Genomic DNA, 22,359 nt, shown 5'->3' with positions numbered 1-22,359 from the left:
AAACGTTTGCGTAGGGATTTCCTTCCCACGCGTAAATAAAAAAGGCGCTGAAAAAATAATCAACGCCACTGGCCGTTGCGTCTCTTCGGACGCCTGCCCTCCCCTCCTCCGGCACTCTCCTTTAAAGAAAAGCAGCAGTGGCAGGGGAAAAAAACCTACATTAATTAACGTTGTAGTTCATCACCACGCCGCTCAGGCCGGAGAGTTGGTTCAGCTCTCCAAGCGATCCTTTCAGCTTATCTTTAGATGCATCCGGGCCGACGAGAATACGGGTAATTTTACCCTGTACCGGCGTCGTAGGTGAAGTGTAAACGCGGTACCCCGCGCCACGGAGTTTAGCCACCACCTCGTTAACCTTGTCGGCATTTTTCAATGCGCCGAGCTGCACGACATAGGCTTTACCGGTTGGCGCCGGTTTCTCTTCTGCCGCCGGTTTGGCCGGTGGGGTTTCCGTCGCCGCCGCCAGCTGCTGGCTGGTGTTATCGCGCTGAGGTTTCGGCTGCGGCTTCTCAACCGGTTTCGGTTTTTGCACCGGCTTTGGCGCATATTGCTCGACCGGCGCCGGAACGGGATCCAGTTCGTTATTATTACCGGACGCCAGACGCGACGGATCTAAGGATGGTGCCGCGGCATCGCCCGCCTGCACCTCTTCAGCCGCGCCTTCCGGCGGCTGAGCAGGTAACGCCTGTGTCGCCGCTGGCAGCATATCCGGCTCATCCCGGTCGCCAGGTTTCGGCACCAGCGGGATCGCCGCAAACTCATCCTGATAATGTTTTTTCTGTCCATCAAGCAGCCCGGGGAGAATAATGACCCCCAGCGCCACCAGCACAATGGTGCCTGCTAAACGGTTCTGAAACTTACTTGCCACCGGTTCTCCCCGCATCCATTACGTCCATGACATGTGCCACCGTGTGGAAGGATCCACACCCCAACACGGTATCTTCTGGTCTGGCGTACGCCATTGCCGCGCGCCACGCCAGTTCCACGCTGGCAAAGCTCTGGCCCTGGCCGAGGTGTTGCATCAGCTGTTCGGCCGTAGCCCCACGCGGACCTTCAAGAGGTGCACAATACCAGCTATCGACCACACTCTCCATGCAGGCCAGCGTGCCGCCAATATCTTTATCATGAAGCATACCGATAACCGCCAGCACGCGCCCGGTTTTTGGCAATGATTTGAGACGTCCGGCGAGATAGGCAGCCGCATGGGGGTTATGGGCGACATCCAGAATCAGACGCGGTGATTCGCTGACGATCTGGAAACGTCCGGCCAGAATCGCCTGCTGAATGCCGTCGCGAATAGCCTGCTCGTTAACAGTCAGACCGCTGGCGCGCAATGCGGCCAGCGCCGTGGCGGCATTCGGCTGCGGCACCTGCGGCAACGGCAGGTTCTCCAGCGCGCCTTTGGCGTCTTCAAAGCGCCAGCCACTCTCTGTCACGCTGTAGCGCCAGTCCACGTCCCGACGCTGCAACAGGGCGCCCTTCTCCTGAGCCACGTCAGCGATGGTGTGCGGCATATCGGGTTCACCGACAATGGCCGGTTTACCGGCCCGGAATATACCGGCTTTTTCACGGCCAATGCTTTCCCGATCTGGCCCCAGCCAGTCGGTATGATCCAGCGCGATGCTGGTGACCACCGCCACGTCTGGATCCACAATGTTAGTGGCGTCCAGACGCCCACCTAACCCGACTTCGAGGATCACCACGTCCAGCTGCGCCTGCTTAAACAGCCACAGCGCCGACAGCGTGCCATATTCAAAATAGGTCAGCGAGATATCACCGCGCGCGGCTTCAATCTCTGCGAACGCGGCAGTATGCGCCGATTCGGCTAACTCTGCGTTCTGCACCCGCACGCGCTCGGTATAGCGCACCAGATGCGGCGAGCTGTAGACGCCCACTTTGTAGCCTGCCGCCATCAGCATGGATTCCAGCGTGCGGCAGGTGGTGCCTTTGCCGTTGGTGCCCGCGACGGTAAAAACAAAAGGAGCCGGTTTCAGAACATCAAGGCGCGCCGCTACCTGGCTGACGCGCTCAAGTCCCATGTCGATGGCTTTACTGTGCAGGTTTTCCAGATAAGAAAGCCACGCGGCCAGAGGCGACGTGGCTTGGGGAAGAGTGATATTTTCCATGTTGCGCGCTTTTCAGTTACGGTTAGAAAGCAAAAGGGCAGCGCCACTGGCCCTGCCCTTTTGAGTTATCAGGCCTCGGGTTCCTGATCCGGTACTACCACGCCTTCGCGCGGTTCATCCGGGCTCGGCGACGGCAGATTCATCAGCTTCGCCAGGATGCTGGCCAATTTCAGGCGCATCTCCGGGCGGCGAACGATCATGTCGATAGCGCCTTTCTCGATAAGGAATTCACTGCGCTGGAAGCCCGGCGGCAGTTTCTCACGTACCGTTTGTTCGATAACGCGCGGGCCAGCAAAGCCGATCAACGCTTTCGGCTCAGCAACGTTCAGGTCGCCCAGCATCGCGAAGCTCGCCGATACGCCGCCCATGGTCGGGTCGGTCAGTACGGAGATGTACGGCAGACCGCGTTCCTGCATTTTCGCCAGCGCGGCGGAAGTTTTTGCCATCTGCATCAGCGACATCAGCGCTTCCTGCATACGGGCACCACCGGAGGCGGAGAAGCAGATCAGCGGACAGTTGTCTTCCAGCGCCTGCTCTACCGCACGCACGAAGCGCGCGCCAACCACGGAACCCATTGAGCCGCCCATGAAGGAGAACTCAAACGCTGCCGCCACAACCGGCATCTCGTGCAGGGTGCCTTTCATCACGACCAGGGCGTCTTTCTCGCCGGTCTCTTTCTGCGCAGAGGCCAGACGGTCTTTGTATTTTTTGGAGTCGCGGAACTTCAGCACATCTTTCGGCTCAAGCTCGCTGCCCAGTTCAACCAGAGAACCTTCATCCAGCAGGCTATGCAGGCGGTTACGCGCCGACATACGCATGTGATGATCGCACTTAGGACAAACTTCCAGATTACGCTCCAGCTCGGCGCGGTACAGGACCTGGCCACAGCTGTCACATTTGGTCCACACCCCTTCAGGAATACTCGCTTTGCGGGTTGGGGTGATGTTACTTTTAATTCGTTCAATCCAGCTCATTGATAACCTTTCTGCCTGAACCAGGTTTGCTGTAAGGGGCGCATAATGCCATTTTTGCCCCCGACAGACCATGAATGTTGCACATTAAAACATAACAGCCCGAAACTTTGGATAAAAAAGTGGTCGAACCGCAGTTGTGCTTTTATTTCGCTTGTTTTGCCGCCGCGCGCCGGTGACGAATAATTTCGATCACGCCCGGCAGAATGGAGACCACAATAATCCCTACAATCAGGAGCTTGAGATTTTCCTGAATCATAGGAATGGTACCGAAGAAATAGCCTGCGTAGGTAAAGCTGAGCACCCATAACAGCGCGCCAGTGACGTTATACAGCGCGAAGTGACGGTACGACATATGACCCATTCCCGCAACAAAGGGGGCAAAGGTCCTGACGATAGGCACAAAGCGCGCAAGAATAATCGTTTTACCGCCGTGTTTCTCATAAAACGCATGGGTTTTATCGAGATAGCTGCGACGGAAGATCTTCGAGTCCGGGTTACTGAACAACCGCTCGCCAAACAAACGACCTATAGTGTAGTTCACCGCATCGCCAAGGATCGCGGCGATAAGCATCAGAACCACCATCAGGTGAACGTTGATGTCGTTGGTTTCCAGAGAGGCCAGCGCCCCCGCCACGAACAGCAGCGAATCGCCCGGTAAGAACGGCGTCACCACCAGCCCGGTTTCACAAAACAGGATCAGGAACAGAATGGCATACACCCAGACGCCATAATCAGCGACCAGCTCTGCCAGGTGAACATCAATATGCAGAATGAAATCAATCAGAAAGCGAATAAAATCCATATTGTCTAAACCTTTATTGCACAGCTATTAGTCCGCTAAAAACAGCGGGCCCATTGGCGGTTTTGGAAGGTCAAAACGATCCGGGTAATCAACCGAGACCAGATAGAGTCCTTCCGCTTTCGCCGTTGCTGCTGCCAGGGTTCGGTCCTTCGCTGCCAGCAACTCTGCAATCCAGCTCTCCGGCTGGTGTCCGGCGCCCACTTCCATCAGGCTGCCAACAATATTCCGCACCATATGATGTACAAAGGCATTGGCTTTGATATCGACCACGACATACGCGCCATACCGGCTGACGTGAATGTGCATCACGTTGCGCCACGGCGTACGCGACTGGCACTGTACCGCGCGAAACGAGGTAAAGTCGTTTTCGCCAATCAGTGCCTGTGCCGCGCGGTGCATGCGATCGGCATCCAGCGGCTCGTAAAAATGCGTTACGCCCTGGCCTAACACCGCCGGACGCAGACGCTGATTGTAGATGATGTAACGGTAGCGACGCGCAGTTGCGCTGAAACGCGCGTGAAAATCGTCCGGCACAGTTTTGACCCAACGAACCGCGATGTCTCCAGGCAAATTCGCATTTACCCCCAGCGTCCAGGCCGCGTCTTTGCGCACCGCAGTGGTTTCAAAATGCACCACCTGCCCCGTGCCGTGGACACCCGCGTCGGTACGCCCCGCGCACAGGACATTTACAGGCTCATTTGCCACCTGAGAGAGCGCTTTCTCCAGTTTCTCCTGGACGCTGCGCACCTCGTTCTGACGCTGCCAGCCATAATATTTACTGCCATCGTACTCAATCCCGAGGGCAATTTTATGGACCGGCTTTTGTTCCACTTCTGACATCAGTACAGATACTCCTGCACCAGTTTTTCGGCAACTTTCACCGCCATCAGCGCGCCACCGAAACGAACGTTGTCGGCCACTGACCAGAACTGGATCTGCTCCGGCATGCCGTAGTCGTTGCGGACACAACCGACGGAGAGGCGGGCATTACCCGTTGCATCGCCGACCTGAGTCGGGAACGCGCTCTCTTCGGACAGTTCGATATCCTCACCGCGGGCAAAAGCGTCACGCGCCTCTTCCGCTGCCAGCGGACGCATGGCTTCGAAGCCCACCATCTGGGCATGGCCGTAAAACACTGGCGACTGCACGCAGTTGGCGGAGATCATCAGCCCGTCGTCCTGCAGGATCTTACGTACCTCATCGACGAGTCGGCGCTCTTCACGCACGCTACCTTCGCGATCCGGCAGCAGCGGCAGCATGTTGAAGGCCAGCTGACGACCAAAGAAATCCTCATCGTCCACCGGAATCCCGTTCAGCAGCTTCGCGCTCTGCCCGGCCAGCGCGTCTACCGCTTTTTTGCCGTGAGCAGAGGCCGACAACAGGCTGGTGACGTTGATACGGGATAAGCCGCCATCGTCGATCAGAGGTTTCAGGGCAGTGAGCAACTGGCTGGTAAGGCTGTCCGGTACGGCGATGATATTACGGTTACGGTAGTCGGCCAGCACGAATGGGTTTACGTCCGGCACCACCAGCGGCACATCCGGCTCAAGAGCGAACAGGCCGCTTGAATCAATCACCAGACAGCCGGCGTTGGTGGCTTCTTCGATATAAGTTGCGGAAGCTTCGGCCCCGGCTACGAAAAAGGCCAGCTGCGCCTGGGTCCAGTCAAATTCAGCCGCATCCTGAACGCGTACCGATTTGCCCTCATAACGCAGATGTTCACCTGCGCTTTCATTACGCGCCAGGGCAAAGATCTCCCCCACCGGGAACTGACGCTCGGCAAGGGTTTCGAGCAGGGCTTCACCCACGGCGCCCGTAGCGCCCAGTATGGCAATGTTCCAGCCTTCAGACATGGTGGTTTACTCCAGAAATAAAAAAGCGTCCCCGGCGGGTTATCCGCCAGGGAGCATTAAGAAGACATTAACGAACCGGATGATGAGTGGCGTTGAACCCCAGCTTATGCAGCAGTGATGCCGCCGCAGCGTCATCACACATCACATAGAGGGAAGACCATTCGCGGCGCTCCACATAATGCTTGCGCAGCTTGTCGAATTCACCCGGCATACCCGCCACTTTTCGCAGCAGCGCGTCATCGCGGCGCACATCATACACTAAATGCACCAGCCTTTTCAGCGTTGCCTGATCCAGCGGGCCATGCAGGGTAATACGGCCAAATTCTGGCGGCGGAAGCAGAGTATCCAACGCCACCTGCTGCGATTTACCAATAAAGGTACTGTAGGCTTCAAACACCTGGGTGGTGCCGCGCGCTTTGCCTTCCAGGGTGTAGCCCGCAATGTGCGCGGTGCCAATATCCACTTTATTCAGCAGATCCACGTTGAGATCCGGCTCCGGCTCCCAGACGTCCAGCACTACGCTAAGCGCCTGACCGGCGTCCAGACGCTTGAGCAGCGCCGCGTTATCTACCACCGGACCACGACAGGCGTTGATCAGAATGGTACCCGGCTTCAGGCGGCTGATGAGCGCCTCATCGGCCAGATGCAGGGATTTATAAGGCCCATCTTTAAACAACGGCGTATGGAAGGTGAGCACGTCACATTCGGCCACCAGCTCGTCCAGGCTGCGGAAATCGCCCTCATCGCCACGGCCGGCGCGGGGAGGATCGCACAGCAGCGTGCGGATGCCTAACGCCTCAAGGCGTTTTTGCAGGCGGCTGCCGACGTTACCAACCCCGACAATGCCGACGGTACGATCGGCCAGGCTAAACCCGTCACGCTCGGCCAGCATCAGCAGGGAAGAGAAAACATACTCCACGACCGCAATGGCATTACAGCCCGGCGCGGCGGAAAAACCGATCCCCGCCTGCTTCAGCCACGCGTCATCCACATGATCGGTTCCCGCGGTTGCCGTCCCGACAAACTTCACCGCTTTGCCAGATAACAGCGCCTCATTCACTTTGGTCACTGAGCGCACCATCAGGGCGTCGGCATCATCCAGCTCTGCGACCGGGATCGGGCGTCCGGGAACGGCCTTAACCTCACCCAGGCGGCTAAAAAGCTCGCGGGCGTAAGGCATATTTTCATCAACGAGGATTTTCACGTCTGAGTACCTGTTTGAGAGGAAGTTAACCGGCCAAGTGTGCCATAATCTGGCCGCCAGGCATATACGTAACCTGGTTTACGCTGAGTAACGACTTTAAGGATTTTTTTAACGATGCAGCCCATTTCAGGTACGCCGCCGCAACCTCCGGGTGACGGCCCGCGTCCGTCTCATGTCGCAGGCGAACAGCCCCTCTCCACACAGCAGCGCACCGTTCTGGAGCGCCTGATTACCCGGCTGATTGCCCTGACGTCGCAGCAGAATGCGGAAGTGTGGGCCGGGGTCAAACACGATCTGGGCCTGAAGAGTGATGCCCCTATGCTGTCGCGCCACTTCCCTGCTGCAGAGCAAAACCTGAACCAGCGCCTGGACACCGCTCAGCAAAACCACACTACCCGGCAGAGGGTCTCGCAGCTGACGGAGCTGTTAAGCCAGGGGAATAACCGCCAGGCGGTCAGCGATTTTATTCGCCAGCAGTATGGTCACACGGCGCTCCACCAGCTGACGCCTGACCAGCTCAAAACGGTGCTGACGCTGCTGCAAAACAACCAGCTCACCATTCCGCAGCCGCAGCAACGTCCGGCTACCGAACGCCCGCTGCTGCCTGCCGAACATAATACGCTTAAGCAGATGGTCACCCGGCTTGCCGCTGCCACGGGCGAGCCGACCAAACTGATCTGGCAGTCGATGCTGGAGTTGTCGGGAGTGAAGGTGGGTGAGTTAATACCGGCCAGACAGTTTACTCATCTTGCCACCTGGCTGCAGGCGCGCCAGACACTGAGCACCCAAAGCGCGCCAACGTTGCATACTCTGCAGGCGGCGCTGAAACAGCCGCTGGAACCCCAGGAGTGGAACAACATTCAGGACTATGCTCAGCAGAACTGGCAGGCGACGCCGCAGACGGTGCTGACGACCGCCCAGGTTCAGGAGCTGCTGAACGTGATCTTTACCCGCCGTACCGAGCGTGAAAATGGCGCGATTGAAGTGCGCAATATCCAGCCGATCTACAGTCCGCTGTTTGCCCCGGTTGTGGAAACCTTTAAAACCCTTTCCGCCCGTCCTGGGTTGATGTTTATTGCGTTGATTATTGCGCTGGCGATTTTCTTGCTGGTGATGTGATGTTATCGCCCGGTGGCGCTACGCTACCGGGCAGCAAGCTGTTACGCCTTACGAAACGCCACCAGCGTCACCACAATCCCCACCACCGCCGACACCGCCCCGGCCAAAAATACCGACGGATAGCCAAACGACGTGGCTAACAACCCCGCCAGCGGCCCGGTCACGCCGTATGAGATATCCTGAAACGCCGCATAGCCGCCGAGTGCCGTGCCGCGCACCTGTGGGGCAACACGCTTCACGACTTCGACACCCAATGCCGGGAAGATCAGCGAGCAGCCGCAGCCGGTCAGGGCCGCGCCAAGCAGTGCCACCGGCGCGGTTGGTGCCTGCCAGAGCAGCACCAGGCCAATGGTTTCAATCACCAGCGACGCCACTGCCACCTTCACGCCACCATAACGATCCGGCATCCAGCCGAACAACACCCGCATCAGGACAAACGCGCCGCCAAAGGCGGTAAGCGTAAAACCTGCCATCGCCCAGCCACGGCTCATAAAGTACAGCGAGACGAAAGTCCCGATCACCGCAAAGCCTACCCCCTGCAATGCCAGGCCCAGACCCGGCTGCCAGATTTGCCCCACGACGCTCCACAGGGAAGGACGTTCGCCTTTATGGGCCGGCACTTTACGTACCGAACCGTTAAACGCCCATGCCAGCAACGGCAATACCATCGTGGTAGCGGCCAGGGCCGCAAAACCAAACTGGCTATTAATTAACAGACCCAGCGGTGCGCCAGCGGCCAGCGCACCATAGATGGCCATCCCGTTCCAGGACATGACTTTGCCGGAACGTGCAGGCCCTACCAGCCCCATTCCCCAGGTCAGGGTGCCGGTCAACAGCTGACTTTCTCCAAAACCGAGAATCAAGCGCCCCACCACCAGCAGCGCGAATTTATACGCAGCCTCCACTGGCAGAAGCGCAGCCAGTAGCCATGCGCCGCCCGCCAGTCCGCAAGCGAACATGCCCTGCAGCGCCGAGCGTTTTGCCCCGTGCTGATCCGCCAGACGCCCGGCATAGCCGCGGGTTAATACCGTCGCTAAAAACTGAATGCCCACGGCGATACCGACCATGGTATTGCCATAGCCCAGCTCCTGGTGAACAAACAGCGGGATAACCGGCAACGGCAGACCAACGGTCATATAGGTCAGAAATACCGCAAAGGCGATACGGAACAGCGAGGTATTCCCGGAGGAGGCGTTTTTATCTGAGGTAATGGCCGTCATGCATAACTCCATGTTCAGGCATAAAAAAAGGGAGCCAGAGGCTCCCTTCTACTATACATTCAAACGCTTATGCTTTCAGCTTACGCATGACCAGTGTGGCGTTGGTGCCGCCGAAACCGAAGCTGTTGGACATCACGGTGTTCAACTCACGCTCGGTGGTCGCGGTAACGATATTCAGGCCAGCAGCCTGCTCGTCCAGCTCTTCCACGTTGATGCTTGGGGCGATGAAGCCGTGTTCCAGCATCAGCAGAGAGTAAATGGCTTCCTGCACGCCAGCGGCGCCCAGAGAGTGACCGGTCATGGCTTTGGTCGCGGAGATGGCCGGGCTGTTGTCGCCGAACACTTCGCGGATTGCACCCAGCTCTTTTACGTCGCCTACCGGCGTAGAGGTGCCGTGGGAGTTCAGATAGTCGATTGGGGTATCCAGACCGTGCATCGCCATCTTCATGCAGCGCACTGCGCCTTCACCTGATGGGGCAACCATGTCAGCGCCATCGGAAGTTGCACCGTAGCCAACGATCTCAGCGTAGATGTGTGCGCCACGGGCCAGAGCGTGTTCCAGCTCTTCAACCACAACCATACCGCCGCCGCCTGCGATAACGAAGCCGTCACGGCTTGCATCATAGGTACGGGAGGCTTTTTCTGGGGTTTCGTTGTATTTGGTAGACAGTGCGCCCATCGCGTCGAACTCACAGGCCATTTCCCAGCCCAGCTCTTCGCCGCCGCCAGCAAAGACGATGTCCTGTTTGCCCAGTTGGATCTGCTCTACCGCGTTACCGATACAGTGTGCAGAGGTGGCACAAGCAGAGCTGATGGAGTAGTTTACGCCATGAATTTTGAACGGCGTTGCGAGGCAGGCGGAAACCGCTGAACCCATCGCCTTGGTCACAACGTATGGACCCACCGCTTTCAGGCCGCGCGGGCTACGCATGGCGTCGGCACCGAAGACCTGAGCTTTTGATGAGCCACCGGAGCCAGCAATCAGGCCCACACGTGGATTGTTCTGGTAAACCTCTTCGCTCAGGCCTGCATCAGCAATCGCTTCCTGCATGGAGAGGTAGGCGTAGATAGAGGCATCGTTCATGAAACGGACCACTTTGCGATCGATCATGCCCGTGGTGTCCAGTTTGACATTACCCCATACGTGGCTACGCATGCCAGAATCTTTAAACTCTTCAGAGAAGGTGATCCCGGAGCGTCCTTCACGCAGAGATGCCAGGACTTCCTGCTGGTTATTACCGATGCTGGAAACGATGCCCAAGCCAGTAATCACTGCACGTTTCATTCAATACCTCTGTAAGTCGCACTATTTTAAGTTTCGAGTCGCACAATAGCGTACACTTGTACGCCGAACAAGTCCGATCAGCCAATTTCTGCGGAAATTTGCACCGACAGACGCACATCGTTAAGATCGCGGCACAGCCTGTCAGACGAGTAACTTACGTGAAACAAAACGCCATACAACCTGCCAACCTCGAATTCAACGCTGAGGGTACACCTGTTTCCCGAGATTTTGATGATGTCTACTTCTCTAATGATAACGGACTGGAGGAGACACGTTATGTTTTCCTCGACGGAAACCAGCTGAATTCCCGTTTTCCTCATCATCCCCGCAGTCTGTTTGTGGTGGCGGAGAGCGGATTTGGCACCGGGTTGAATTTTCTCACTCTCTGGCAAGCCTTCGATCGCTTCCGCGCGGCTCACCCTGACGCTACGCTGCAAAGGTTACATTTCATCAGTTTTGAGAAATTCCCGCTGTCTGCCGAAGATTTGCGTCTGGCGCACCAGCACTGGCCTGAATTAGCGCCATGGGCAGAGCAGCTTCAGGCCCAGTGGCCACTGCCTATCGCGGGCTGCCATCGTCTTCTGCTGGACGGCGGGCGAGTGACCCTCGATATCTGGCTCGGTGATATTAACGAGCTGACTGACAAGCTTGATGACTCTCTCAACCAGCAGGTTGATGCCTGGTTCCTCGACGGTTTTGCGCCGTCCAAAAACCCGGATATGTGGAGTCCGCAGCTGTTTGCCGCGATGGCCCGCCTGGCGCGCCCTGGGGCGACGCTCGCCACCTTTACCTGTGCCGGGTTTGTGCGCCGTGGGCTGCAGGATGCGGGCTTCACCGTGCAAAAAACCAAAGGCTTTGGCCGCAAGCGCGAAATGCTCATCGGGGTGATGGAGCAAAATCACCCTTCCCCTGCCCGCACGCCGTGGTTTGCCCGCACCGCCAGCGATGGGCGGGAAACCGCTGTGGTTGGCGGCGGGATTGCCAGCGCCCTGCTGTCGCTGGCGCTGCTACGCCGTGGCTGGCAGGTGACGCTCTACTGCGCCGATGAGGCTCCGGCAACGGGGGCTTCCGGCAATCGCCAGGGGGCGCTTTACCCTTTGCTGAGCGCCCACAATGCGGCGCTGAGCCAGTTTTTCCCAACGGCGTTTACCTTCGCTCGTCGTTTATACGATGCCCTGCCGGTCGCGTTTGATCATGACTGGTGCGGCGTGACGCAACTTGGCTGGGATGAAAAGAGTCAGCAGAAAATTAACCACATGCTCGCCCTGGGCCTGCCCGGGCAGATCGCCGTTGCGGTTAACGCCGAACAGGTAGAAGAGAGTATCGGCGTACCGACCGGCTGCGGCGGGATCCAGTATCCGCTCGGCGGCTGGCTATGCCCGGCACAGCTTACTGCGGTGGTCATCACCCTGGCACAAACGCTCGGCCTGCAGGTGCAGTATGGCCGCAAGGTGACGTCGCTGGCGCAGGCCGGGGCGCACTGGTCGCTGCAGTTTGACGACGGTGAGCCCGCGCAGCACGGCAGCGTGGTGCTGGCGAACGGGCATGGCATCAGTCAGTTCAGCCAGACCGCACAGCTGCCGGTTTATCCGGTAGGCGGTCAGGTGAGCCATATCCCGGCGGCACCGCAGCTGAGCCAACTGCGTCAGGTCCTCTGCTACGACGGATATCTGACTCCGCAAAACCCGGCTAACGGGCAGCACTGTATCGGCGCAAGTTACCATCGTGGGCAGACGGAGCCGCAGTATAGCGACGAGGATCAGCAGCATAATCGCCAGCGGCTGATCGACTGCTTCCCTCAGGCAGCATGGGCGCTTGAGGTGGATGTCAGCGCCGGAGAGGCACGCAACGGCATTCGCTGCGCCACCCGCGACCACCTGCCGATGACCGGGACAGTGCCGGACTATGACGCTACCCTGTCGGCGTATCAGGATTTAGCCGCCAATAAAGATAAGGCGGTGAGTGCCCCGGAGCACCGTAATCTGTTTATGCTGGGCGGGCTGGGTTCACGCGGGCTTTGCACAGCCCCGCTGACGGCTGAAATCCTTGCCGCGCAAATGAGCCATGAGCCGATCCCGCTGGATGCCGCGACGCTGGCAGCGCTGAATCCGAATCGATTATGGGTGCGGAAGTTGCTGAAGGGGAAAAGGGTGAAATCCTAAGCCCGGCAAACGTGGCGCCACCGGGCGTCTGGCTGTGGAGCCATTCGCGCGCCGGGCGGCGCTTTCGCTTGCCCGGCTACCTCTCCTGACGCTAACTTATGACGTCAGGCTGGCTTTCTGAAACAGGGTTTCCCACATCCCCAGAACAAGCGACTGGTCGCGTGGGGAAAGTTCGCCTGCCAGAATGGCTTTTTCCAGGCTGCGGGCCACTTCAGCGTGTACTGCTGCGGGCGAATGGTCATCCCCGGCTTCCAGCTCGGCAACAGCCAGCGTCAGGTGCCCACGCAGATAACCGCTGGCGAACAGCTCATCGTCACTGGCGTGTTCTACCATGTCATCAATTAACGCCAGAATGCGTGATTCAAACTCTGCGATCATCTTCTTTCCTCTATTAAAGATCTTCCGGCCACGGGAAGCATTCCGCCGTGATCTCCGGCGTGTGGTAATAATTCTGTAAAGCCTTGATCAAGCGCGCCGGACGTTCCGGGATGCCTTTATCAAGGTAGTCCATCACCTGCGCGTGAACGCGGCGCTGGAAGACAATACGGTCTGGCTCGAAGTCGCCTTCGAGGTTGTCACAGCTGACGTTGAACGGGAATCCTGCCGCCACGCAGAACAACCACTCCAGCGCCTGGGGTTTCACTTCGACATCTTCAAACTGCCCCTGGGTCGCGGCGTCACGTCCGTCCGGGCAGTACCAGTAGCCAAAGTCCACCAGCTCGCGACGTGCTTTTCCTGCAATACACCAGTGCGATATTTCATGCAAACCGCTGGCATAAAAGCCATGTGCGAACACGATACGGTGATACGGAAGCTCGGCATCTGCTGGAAGATAGATCGGTTCGTCGTCGCCTTTAATCAGACGGGTATTAAAATCATCGGCGAAGCAGCTGTCGAAAATCTCAATCAGCTGTTCATATTTATGCGTACTGTTCATTAGTTCATCCCCAACCAGTGGAGGATCTCCTGTCCGTGGCTGTCATAAAGAAGTTTGGCACTCATGACGGCCGAGACAATGACAATCATCGGACGGATGAGCTGTTGCCCTTTGCTTAATACCAGGCGCGATCCAACCCGTGCGCCCAGAAACTGTCCGACCATCATCACAAAGCCGGTTGCCCAGATCACCTTCCCGCCGATGATAAACAGCAGCAGGCCACCCAGGTTAGAAGTGGCGTTCAGCACCTTGGCGTGCGCGGTGGATTTGGCAAGATTAAAACCGGCCAGCGTTACAAAGGCCAGAGCGTAAAACGACCCGGCGCCGGGGCCGAAAAAGCCGTCATAGAAGCCGACGCAGCCCCCGGCGATCAGGGCAAACGGCAATCCGTGCAGACGACGCTGCCGGTCCTCCTCCCCGAGTTTTGGCATCAGCAAAAAGTAGAGACCAATACAAATCACGAGGATCGGCAAAATCTGGCGCAACACGTCGGACTGCACGTGCTGAACCAGCAGCGCGCCACTGGTGGACCCGATAAAGGTCATCAGGATATTGAGCTTCTGATCGGCAAGGCTCACCACCTTGCGGCGGATAAAATAGATCGACGCGGATAAGGAGCCCCCGCAGGCTTGCAGCTTGTTGGTTGCCAGCGCCTGCGCCGGGCTCATCCCCGCCGCCAGCAGGGCCGGAACGGTCAGCAGCCCACCGCCGCCGGCCAGGGCGTCAATAAATCCGGCCAGCATGGCGATAAAAAACAGCCCCGCCAGCAGCAGTGGCGACACCATAAACAACTCAATAAATTGGTCCATCACAGGGCATGCTCATCCAGTAGCGCCTGGCAGGAAGGCGGCAACGGAGGCGGTGTCTTCTTCTCAGGCTTGGTGGTTCCAGGTTTCGCTGGCTCAAACCAGCTTTGTAATTCCGCGCCGCAGCCATCGCCTGGCGGCGGTAACGGTTGGTCTTCACACTCGAGGCTGTTCGCCGGGCAACGCAGGCGCACGTGCATATGCGCGCGGTGCTGGAACCACGGTCGCACTTTACGCAGCCAGTCGCGGTCGGTTCCGGCATCCTGGCAGAGCTGCTGCTTGATGGCCGGGTTGACGAAAATGCGCGTCACGTCGTTATCTTCCGCCGCCAGCTTAATCATGCTGGAGACCTCCTGCGACCAGCGCGACGGCACCACACGCTTACCGTCGCTGGCGACCAGATCGAGCGCCTGTGGCTTCAGCAGCTGGGAAGATGACCAGCGCGTTTTCGGCAGCTGGAGGAAGATATCCACATCCAGCCCGGTCTGATGGCTGGCATGACCGCCGTTGAAACGCCCTCCGGCAGGCATCCCCATATCGCCAATCAGCATCGTGCCCAGCCCCAGGTTATGCACCTGATTACCCAGCCGCTGAATAAACAGCACCAGATCCGGGTGGCCAAAGTAACGGCGCTGATCGGTACGCATCACCTGAAAGGTGTCGGATTGCAGCGGCAGCGCCTGGGCACCGACGATACAGCCATTGGAAAACGCGCCAATCGACTGGGCGCTCCCCGCTATCGGGTGGGTGATTTTCTGCCATGGCGTTGCCGCCAGCGAGGCGCCGCTGGCAAGCAGCGCCAGCAGAGCAATTGCGGTTTTTTTCATGGTTACCAGCGTGGAAGAGGAGTCGTCACATCCGCATTCTGCGCGCGCTGACGCAGGAAGTGATCCATCAGCACGATCGCCAGCATCGCTTCTGCGATCGGCACCGCGCGGATCCCAACGCAAGGATCGTGACGCCCTTTGGTGATCATCTCGACTTCTTCGCCCGCGCGGTTAAGGGTGCGCCCCGGCACGGTAATGCTGGAGGTCGGTTTCAGCGCGATGTGGGCGACAATTTGCTGCCCGCTGCTGATGCCGCCGAGCACGCCGCCCGCGTGGTTGCTCTGGAAGCCGTCTTTTGTTATTTCGTCGCGGTTCTCGCTGCCCCGCAGCGCCACAACGCCAAAACCGTCGCCAATTTCGACGCCTTTTACCGCGTTGATGCTCATCATTGCATGGGCGATGTCAGCATCCAGGCGGTCGAAGACCGGCTCACCCCAGCCTGGCGGCACGCCATCGGCCACGACCGTGACTTTAGCCCCGATGGAATCGCCCTCTTTCTTCAGGCCACGCATCAGTTCGTCCAGCGCTTCCAGCTTCGACGCATCTGCGCAGAAGAACGGGTTCTGTTCAACCTGATCCCAGTCGTTAATCGCCAGCGGAATGTCACCCATCTGGCTCAGACAGCCGCGAATAACGATGCCAAACTTCTGCGCCAGATATTTTTTGGCAATCGCGCCAGCGGCGACACGCATGGCGGTTTCGCGGGCGGAGGAGCGTCCGCCGCCGCGGTAGTCACGAAAACCGTATTTTTGCTCGTAGGTGTAATCAGCGTGCCCTGGACGGAACACGTCCTTGATGGCGCCGTAGTCCTGTGAACGTTGGTCGGTGTTCTCAATCAGCAGACCAATGCTGGTGCCGGTGGTGCGTCCTTCAAAGACGCCTGACAGGATTTTGACTTGATCCGGCTCGCGGCGTTGGGTGGTATAGCGCGATGTCCCTGGGCGACGTCTGTCGAGATCGTGTTGTAAATCGGCTTCGGTCAGTTCGATGCCTGGCGGTACGCCATCAACGATGCAACCCAGCGCCAGACCATGCGACTCACCAAAGGTGGTCACGCGAAATAATTGTCCAATACTGTTTCCTGCCATCACGGCTCCGTTTTCGTTGTTCTGTGTTGAGCTTTCTGTGTTTGCGCAATGTGAAACGGGCCGAAGCCCGTTGGATTAATCTTTATAGATGCTGAAGTATTCACGCGCGGCGAGAAGCTGCGCTTTGGTCAGCATGAAGACGCCGTCGCCACCGTTGTCGAACTCGAGCCAGGTGAACGGCACATCCGGGTATTGCTCCATCAGATGTACCATGCTGTTACCCACTTCACAAATGAGAATGCCGTCATCAGTCAGATAATCCGGCGCGCAGGCGAGGATACGGCGGGTCAGCTTCAGACCATCAGAGCCGGACGCCAGACCGAGTTCAGGTTCATGGCGATATTCGTTCGGCAGGTCGGACATATCTTCTGCGTCAACGTATGGCGGATTGGTCACAATCAGGTCGTACTGCACTTTCGGCAGGTCGCGGAACAGATCGGAACGGATCGGCGTGACGTGATGGATAAGACCGTGCTCTTCAATATTGTGCTCCGCTACTGCCAGCGCATCAGGGGAAATATCCACGGCATCCACTTCCGCTTCCGGGAAGGCGTAGGCGCAGGCAATGGCGATGCAGGCGCTGCCAGTACACATATCCAGAATGTGCTCCGGCTGATGGTCAATAAGACCGGCGAACTGGTTATTGATAAGCTCACCGATCGGCGAGCGCGGCACCAGCACGCGTTCATCGACAAAGAACTCATGCCCGCAGAACCAGGCTTTATTGGTGAGGTAAGCCACCGGGATACGTTCGTTAACGCGGCGGATCACACGCTCAACGATGCGGTGTTTCTCGCTGGACGTCAGGCGCGCCGAACGCATATCTTCCGGGATATCCAGAGGCAGATAGAGGGACGGCAGCACCAGCTGCACCGCCTCATCCCACGGGTTGTCGGTACCGTGACCGTACCAGATATTGGCCGCGCTGAAACGGCTGACCGCCCAACGCAACATGTCCTGAATGGTTTGCAGCTCATTCACCGCTTCATCGACAAAAATTTTATCCACTATGTTCTCCAGGGCATGCTCGCTAAATTTTCGGCGGCTAGTGTGCCACGAAGACGGCGATAAATCAGCACTGTCGCTAACGGCTTGGGGGTAAAAAATGCGTTTTGCCGCGCGGCGAGTCAGGTACACTGTCGGAAATAAGAGATGAGACGGACCCATGAAAAAGAAAACATCCCTGAGCGAGGAGGATCAAACGCTGTTTCGTCAGCTGATGACCGGCACGCGTAAAATCAAACAGGACACCATCGTCCACCCTCCGTTACGCAAAAAAGTGAGCGAAGTGCCGGTAAAACGGTTGATACAGGAGCAGGCCGACGCCAGCCACTATTTTTCCGATGAGTTTCAGCCGCTGCTCAACACCGAGGGCGCAGTGAAGTATGTGCGTTCGGATGTGAGCCATTTCGAGCTGAAAAAATTGCGTCGTGGGGATTATTCGCCGGAGCTGTTTCTCGATCTGCACGGGTTAACCCAGATGCAGGCCAAACAGGAACTGGGCGCGCTGATTGCCGCCTGCCGCCGGGAACATGTCTTTTGCGCCTGTGTGATGCACGGCCACGGAAAGCATATTCTTAAGCAGCAAACCCCGTTGTGGCTTGCTCAACACCCGCACGTGATGGCTTTTCATCAGGCACCCAAAGAGTACGGCGGTGATGCCGCATTACTGGTGCTGATTGAAGTGGAAGAGTGGCAACCACCTGAGCTGCCCTGACAGGCAGGCGGGTGGCTGAGGCTACCCGCCTGGATGGGGTTTACGTCAGATTGCTTTCGCCATCTTCAGATTGCAGGGGCTCATTTGCCAGTTGAACACGCCGACACCCTTTTCATCGAGGGTGACGTTGGCAATGGCAGACGTACTGAACATCGGCGGCGTTTCGCCCGGGCAGAGTTCAGACACCAGGTAGCCCACTAACGGCAGATGGGAAATCACCAGCGCAGAGGCGACACCTTCATTGCTCAGCACCTGAAGATAGGCGCTGACCATACCCACATCGCCACAAGGGGTAAGCTCTGGCAGGACATCGACACCGGCAGGCAGATTCATACACTCCCCTACCACTTCCAGTGTCTGTTCAGCACGCAGGAACGGGCTGACGAGGACACGTTCAATATCCACTTTTTGCCCTTTCAGCCAGGTTGCCATTTGACGGGACTCGTCACAGCCGCAAGGCGTCAGAGGACGAACAGAGTCACTGGCAGCATCGAGTGCCGCGTCACCGTGACGCATGATAAAAACTTGCATATTGCACCGCTTTTGTTGACCAGGATCACCGGTGTTAACACCCCGCGTGAACACATCACGAGGTAGAAAACCCGATGGCCGGGCATTGTGCCTGATCCATCCGTTGAATGAAACGCTGTTTTTTACCTCAACGGCGTAAGTATAGTCAATGTCTGTTTACAACTTAGACAGCGCCTACCCATTCAACGGCGGATTTACTCTTATTTGACCTTAATTTACAGGGTCAGTTTCTTTTGCTGGCCAAAATCGCAGCCCCTGATCCGCCATTTGCAATAATGTGTCACACGGTGTGAACCGTGGCCCATATTGCACAGCCAGTCGTTGTAAAATCGCAACAACTTCACCCGCGCCCACGCTATCCATATAGCGGAACGGGCCACCCAGGAAAGGTGGAAAACCTATGCCAAACACTGCGCCAATATCGCCGTCGCGAGCGTTTCTGATGACCCGCTCATCAAAGCAGCGCGCCGCCTCGTTGAGCATCATCATGACGCAGCGCTCTGCGCACTGCGTCTCGGACAGTTTGCCTTCGCCAGTAGGTTTAATAAGCCCATAAATCGCCGGGTCTACTTGCTTCTTGCTTTTACGCCCTTTCGCATCGTAAAGATAGAAACCGCGTCCATTTTTTCTACCTTTGCGATCGTCATTCAAAATTGCAGAAACAATATTTGCAGGCGCGCTAAATCGTTCCCCGTAAGCACTTTCCAGCACAGGTATAATTTTAGTGCCGGTATCGATTCCCACCTCATCCAAAAGTTGGATTGGCCCAACGGGGAAACCAAATTTCACCAGCGCATTATCAATGTGATCCACCTTTTCCCCTTCGGTCAGCAGGCGCATCGCTTCATTGATATAAGGTGCCAGAATGCGGTTAACATAGAACCCGGCCTTATCAGCCACCACTACCGGCGTTTTACCCTGCATTTTTGCCAGCTTTACAATGGTGGCAACGGTTTGCGGGCTGGTACTGGCGTGAGGAATGACCTCCACCAGCGGCATTTTTTCTACCGGGCTAAAGAAATGCAGCCCGATCACCTGTTCGGGACGCGCAGCCTGCGCTGCAATATCGCCAATCGGTAACGATGAGGTGTTGGAAGCAAAGATGGTGTGCGGCGCGCAGTGCGCTTCAACCTCGGCCACCATCTGCTGTTTCAGGGCCAGATCTTCAAATACCGCCTCAATTACCACGTCGCGATGGCGGAATCCGCTGTAATCCGTGGTACCGGAGATCAGCGCCAGTTCGCGATCGCGCTCACTGGCTTTGATATGGCGGCGTTTGACCTTCTTATCAAGCAGCTGCCAGCTGTACTGCAGGGCGTGGTTGATGCCTTTCGGATTGATGTCTTTGATTCGCACCGGTAATTTGCCTTTGCTGGCGCTGACGAAGGCGATACCGCCCCCCATCAGTCCGCCACCCAGCACACCGATGGCTTCAAGTGGTGCTGGCTCTGCCTCGCTACCGGGATCTTTTTTCACCTCAGTGCTGGCAAAAAAGAGGCTGCGCAGCGCCTGTGACTGCGGGGTCATTGCCAGCTCGCCAAAGGCTTTGGCCTCAGCCGCATAGCCGCTGCTGCTGCCCTGCGTCAGGCCGGTATGGATAACCTCGAGAATGCGTTTTGCCGCCGGGTAATTACCCTGCGTTTTTTGTTCCGTTTTGTTCGCCACCATTTTAAACAGCACCGTGCGTCCCAGCGGGCCTGCCAGCACACGCTCGCGCACCGGTAAGCGACGATCGACCGGTTTATCTTTCAGGGCTAACGCCACCGCAACCTCCAGCAGAATGGCGTGCGGAACCACCTCATCCACCAGCCCGACCTTCAGGGCCTGACGTGGGCGCAGTTGTTTGCCGGTGAGGATCATCTCCAGCGCGGTGCTGACACCCACCAGCCGCGGCAGACGTTGGGTGCCGCCCGAGCCGGGCAGTAAGCCGAGCTGCACTTCCGGCAGGCCCAGCACCGTTTTAGCGTCGTCAGTACAAATTCGCCCGTGGCAGGCCAGGGCAAGTTCCAGCCCCCCGCCAAGACAAGCGCCGTGGATCGCCGCAATCACCGGGATCGGCAGGGCATGAATTTCGGCCATGATCTGCTGCCCCTGACGGGCCAGCGCTTCCGCTTCCTGCGCGCTGCTCGCGCGGGCAATCATGTTGATATCGGCCCCGGCAATGAAGTTGTCCGGTTTGGCCGAGATAAACACCAGCCCGCGAAGCGTTTTGTTTTCACGGACCTGCTTCAGGATCGCACGGACCTGGCCGCCAAACTCTGCTTTCAGGGTATTCATCTTTTCGTCTGGCGCATCGATGGTCACCACCGCCACGTTGTCCAGCCGCACATTCAGGGTAAATGCCGTTGTCATCTCCATTATTCTGCCTCCAGAACCATTGCGGCACCCAGGCCACCCGCCGCGCAGGCAGTGACCAGGCCAAACCCGCCGCCGCGACGGCGCAACTCATGCAGCGTCTGGGTGATCATCCGCGCGCCGGTTGCCGCGAAGGGGTGGCCATAGGCAATGGAGCCACCCAATACGTTAAATTTGCTTTCATCCACTTCGCCTGTGGCGTGAGTGCGGCCTAACACATCGCGGGCAAAGCGTTCGCTACCCAGCAGTTGCAGGTTAGCCAGAGTCTGGGCGGCAAAGGCTTCGTGCATGTCGATAAGCGTCAGGTCGTTCATCGTCAGTCCGGCACGCTCCAGCGCCAGCGGCGTGGACCAGGCTGGCCCCAGCAGCATGTCCTGCCAGACATCAATGGCGGTAAAGGCATAGCTGCGCAAATAGCCGAGCGGGATCAGGCCCAGCTCTCTGGCGCGCGATTCGGTCATCAGGATCACCGCCGCCGCACCATCGGTTAACGGCGTGCTGTTGGCGGCGGTTACGGTGCCGTGCTTACGGTCGAATGCCGGACGCAGTTTGGCGTAATCCGCCAGCGTCGAGGTGCCGCGGATATTATTGTCTTCGCTTAATGGTTCGCGGAACGGCGGGGTGTAAGCGGTCATCACCTCTCCAGTCAGCTTGCCTTCCGCCCAGGCCTTGGCGGCGCGTTGATGCGAGCGATGCGCCAGTGCATCCTGCTGTTCGCGGGTGATGCCATAGGTCTTCGCCATCTGTTCAGCGGTATCGCCCATCCGCAGGCCGGTTGAGTACTCCGCGACGGCAGGCGGGACGGGAAGCAGATCGCGCAGACGCAGGCGCGAGAAGAGGGATAAACGCTGCCCGGTGGTACGGGCCTTGTTGACGTCTACCAGCACGCGGGCGAGCTTCTTGCTGACGCCAATCGGCAGAACGGATGACGAGTCAGCGCCGCCGGCGATCCCGGCGCGTATGGTGCCCGTCATCAGGCTTTCTGCGACGTTCGCCACCGCCTGAAAGCTGGTCGCACAGGCGCGGCTGACGCTGTAGGCATCGGTATGGACATTCATCCCGGTGCCCAGCACGATTTCACGGGCGATATTGGGCGCTTCCGGCATTTGTACCACCTGGCCAAAAACCAGCTGCTCAATCACCTCAGGAGGTATTTCGCTGCGAGCCAGCAACTCCCCCACTACCATTTTTCCCAGATCGACTGCAGGTATGCCATGAAAAGCCGTCGCCTGACGGGCAAATGGCGTACGTAATCCACTGACAATGGCAATGCGATCACCCTGACGGGTGACTAGCGGTAATGCCTGACTCATAACGCTCCCCTGTGAATAACAAATGCGCAAAGTGGTCTGA

21 protein-coding genes are annotated in these 22,359 nt (G+C 57.9%); 3 read left to right on the top strand and 18 right to left on the bottom strand.

Annotated elements, in window-relative coordinates; all coding sequences use genetic code 11:
* Positions 1-160 precede the first annotated feature (160 nt).
* The 7 genes from dedD to pdxB form a co-directional block, all read right to left on the bottom strand.
* A complete protein-coding gene (gene dedD, locus ACF8PE_RS03460; protein ID WP_059309083.1) occupies positions 161-868 on the bottom strand; it encodes a cell division protein DedD in 708 nt (235 codons plus the stop codon).
* Positions 858-2,126 carry a bifunctional tetrahydrofolate synthase/dihydrofolate synthase gene (folC, locus tag ACF8PE_RS03455; protein ID WP_392494598.1) on the bottom strand — a complete coding sequence of 423 codons (1,269 nt, stop codon included), beginning with the start codon at positions 2,124-2,126 and terminating at the stop codon, positions 858-860. The genes dedD and folC overlap by 11 nt, the downstream gene beginning before the upstream one ends.
* Positions 2,127-2,194: 68 nt before the next feature.
* Entirely contained in the window at positions 2,195-3,100 is a 906-nt protein-coding gene (gene accD / locus ACF8PE_RS03450) for an acetyl-CoA carboxylase, carboxyltransferase subunit beta (RefSeq protein ID WP_032612845.1), read from the bottom strand.
* Positions 3,101-3,242: 142 nt separating this feature from the next.
* Positions 3,243-3,902 carry a DedA family protein gene (locus tag ACF8PE_RS03445; RefSeq protein ID WP_059307463.1) on the bottom strand — a complete coding sequence of 220 codons (660 nt, stop codon included), beginning with the start codon at positions 3,900-3,902 and terminating at the stop codon, positions 3,243-3,245.
* Positions 3,903-3,929: 27 nt separating this feature from the next.
* Positions 3,930-4,742: a tRNA pseudouridine(38-40) synthase TruA gene (truA, locus tag ACF8PE_RS03440; protein WP_032612848.1), complete on the bottom strand. Its 813-nt coding sequence runs from the start codon at positions 4,740-4,742 to the stop codon at positions 3,930-3,932.
* Positions 4,742-5,755, bottom strand: a complete 1,014-nt coding sequence (locus ACF8PE_RS03435) for an aspartate-semialdehyde dehydrogenase (RefSeq protein WP_059307462.1) — start codon at positions 5,753-5,755, stop codon at positions 4,742-4,744. Before ACF8PE_RS03435 ends, truA begins: the two co-directional genes overlap by 1 nt.
* 67 nt (positions 5,756-5,822) lie before the next feature.
* Positions 5,823-6,959 (bottom strand): 4-phosphoerythronate dehydrogenase PdxB, encoded by a 1,137-nt coding sequence (gene pdxB, locus ACF8PE_RS03430; RefSeq protein WP_392494597.1) that lies wholly within the window; start codon positions 6,957-6,959, stop codon positions 5,823-5,825.
* A gap of 114 nt (positions 6,960-7,073) precedes the next feature.
* On the opposite strand from pdxB, the gene flk reads away from it, so the two are divergent.
* The gene (gene flk / locus ACF8PE_RS03425; protein WP_148569186.1) at positions 7,074-8,078 is read left to right on the top strand and encodes a flagella biosynthesis regulator Flk; all 1,005 of its coding nucleotides are present in this window, start codon (positions 7,074-7,076) and stop codon (positions 8,076-8,078) included.
* Positions 8,079-8,119: 41 nt separating this feature from the next.
* Here flk and ACF8PE_RS03420 read toward each other — a convergent pair whose 3' ends face one another.
* A complete protein-coding gene (locus ACF8PE_RS03420) occupies positions 8,120-9,298 on the bottom strand; it encodes an MFS transporter (RefSeq protein ID WP_077227435.1) in 1,179 nt (392 codons plus the stop codon).
* Positions 9,299-9,365: 67 nt separating this feature from the next.
* A complete protein-coding gene (gene fabB / locus ACF8PE_RS03415; protein ID WP_032612857.1) occupies positions 9,366-10,583 on the bottom strand; it encodes a beta-ketoacyl-ACP synthase I in 1,218 nt (405 codons plus the stop codon).
* A 158-nt stretch (positions 10,584-10,741) separates the two neighbouring features.
* Here fabB and mnmC point away from each other — a divergent pair, with 158 nt between their 5' ends.
* On the top strand, positions 10,742-12,745 hold the full coding sequence (mnmC, locus tag ACF8PE_RS03410; protein ID WP_186279175.1) for a bifunctional tRNA (5-methylaminomethyl-2-thiouridine)(34)-methyltransferase MnmD/FAD-dependent 5-carboxymethylaminomethyl-2-thiouridine(34) oxidoreductase MnmC: 2,004 nt from the start codon (positions 10,742-10,744) through the stop codon (positions 12,743-12,745).
* Positions 12,746-12,841: 96 nt separating this feature from the next.
* Here mnmC and ACF8PE_RS03405 read toward each other — a convergent pair whose 3' ends face one another.
* From ACF8PE_RS03405 to prmB, 6 genes are all read right to left on the bottom strand, one after another.
* A complete protein-coding gene (locus ACF8PE_RS03405) occupies positions 12,842-13,123 on the bottom strand; it encodes a YfcL family protein (RefSeq protein ID WP_032612861.1) in 282 nt (93 codons plus the stop codon).
* A 13-nt stretch (positions 13,124-13,136) separates the two neighbouring features.
* Entirely contained in the window at positions 13,137-13,682 is a 546-nt protein-coding gene (locus ACF8PE_RS03400; protein ID WP_165718149.1) for an elongation factor P hydroxylase, read from the bottom strand.
* Positions 13,682-14,491: a sulfite exporter TauE/SafE family protein gene (locus ACF8PE_RS03395; RefSeq protein ID WP_032612865.1), complete on the bottom strand. Its 810-nt coding sequence runs from the start codon at positions 14,489-14,491 to the stop codon at positions 13,682-13,684. Before ACF8PE_RS03395 ends, ACF8PE_RS03400 begins: the two co-directional genes overlap by 1 nt.
* Positions 14,491-15,315, bottom strand: coding sequence for a penicillin-insensitive murein endopeptidase (gene mepA, locus ACF8PE_RS03390; protein WP_077227437.1), 825 nt, complete (start codon positions 15,313-15,315; stop codon positions 14,491-14,493). Before mepA ends, ACF8PE_RS03395 begins: the two co-directional genes overlap by 1 nt.
* A 2-nt stretch (positions 15,316-15,317) precedes the next feature.
* Positions 15,318-16,403 carry a chorismate synthase gene (gene aroC, locus ACF8PE_RS03385; RefSeq protein WP_032612869.1) on the bottom strand — a complete coding sequence of 362 codons (1,086 nt, stop codon included), beginning with the start codon at positions 16,401-16,403 and terminating at the stop codon, positions 15,318-15,320.
* 75 nt (positions 16,404-16,478) lie between these two features.
* Positions 16,479-17,411, bottom strand: a complete 933-nt coding sequence (prmB, locus tag ACF8PE_RS03380; protein ID WP_032612871.1) for a 50S ribosomal protein L3 N(5)-glutamine methyltransferase — start codon at positions 17,409-17,411, stop codon at positions 16,479-16,481.
* 157 nt (positions 17,412-17,568) lie between these two features.
* On the opposite strand from prmB, the gene smrB reads away from it, so the two are divergent.
* Positions 17,569-18,120 (top strand): endonuclease SmrB, encoded by a 552-nt coding sequence (gene smrB / locus ACF8PE_RS03375; RefSeq protein WP_032612873.1) that lies wholly within the window; start codon positions 17,569-17,571, stop codon positions 18,118-18,120.
* 45 nt (positions 18,121-18,165) lie between these two features.
* Here the strand turns inward: smrB and sixA are convergent, their stop codons facing one another.
* From sixA to fadI, 3 genes are all read right to left on the bottom strand, one after another.
* Positions 18,166-18,651, bottom strand: a complete 486-nt coding sequence (sixA, locus tag ACF8PE_RS03370) for a phosphohistidine phosphatase SixA (protein ID WP_032612875.1) — start codon at positions 18,649-18,651, stop codon at positions 18,166-18,168.
* 210 nt (positions 18,652-18,861) lie between these two features.
* Positions 18,862-21,009 carry a fatty acid oxidation complex subunit alpha FadJ gene (gene fadJ, locus ACF8PE_RS03365; RefSeq protein WP_392494596.1) on the bottom strand — a complete coding sequence of 716 codons (2,148 nt, stop codon included), beginning with the start codon at positions 21,007-21,009 and terminating at the stop codon, positions 18,862-18,864.
* A complete protein-coding gene (fadI, locus tag ACF8PE_RS03360; protein WP_130588445.1) occupies positions 21,009-22,319 on the bottom strand; it encodes an acetyl-CoA C-acyltransferase FadI in 1,311 nt (436 codons plus the stop codon). Before fadI ends, fadJ begins: the two co-directional genes overlap by 1 nt.
* Positions 22,320-22,359 lie beyond the last annotated feature (40 nt).

The organism is Leclercia sp. GLN_9, assembly GCF_043105735.1.
Lineage (GTDB): Bacteria > Pseudomonadota > Gammaproteobacteria > Enterobacterales > Enterobacteriaceae > Enterobacter > Enterobacter adecarboxylatus.
This window is presented reverse-complemented; position numbering and strand designations above follow the sequence as displayed.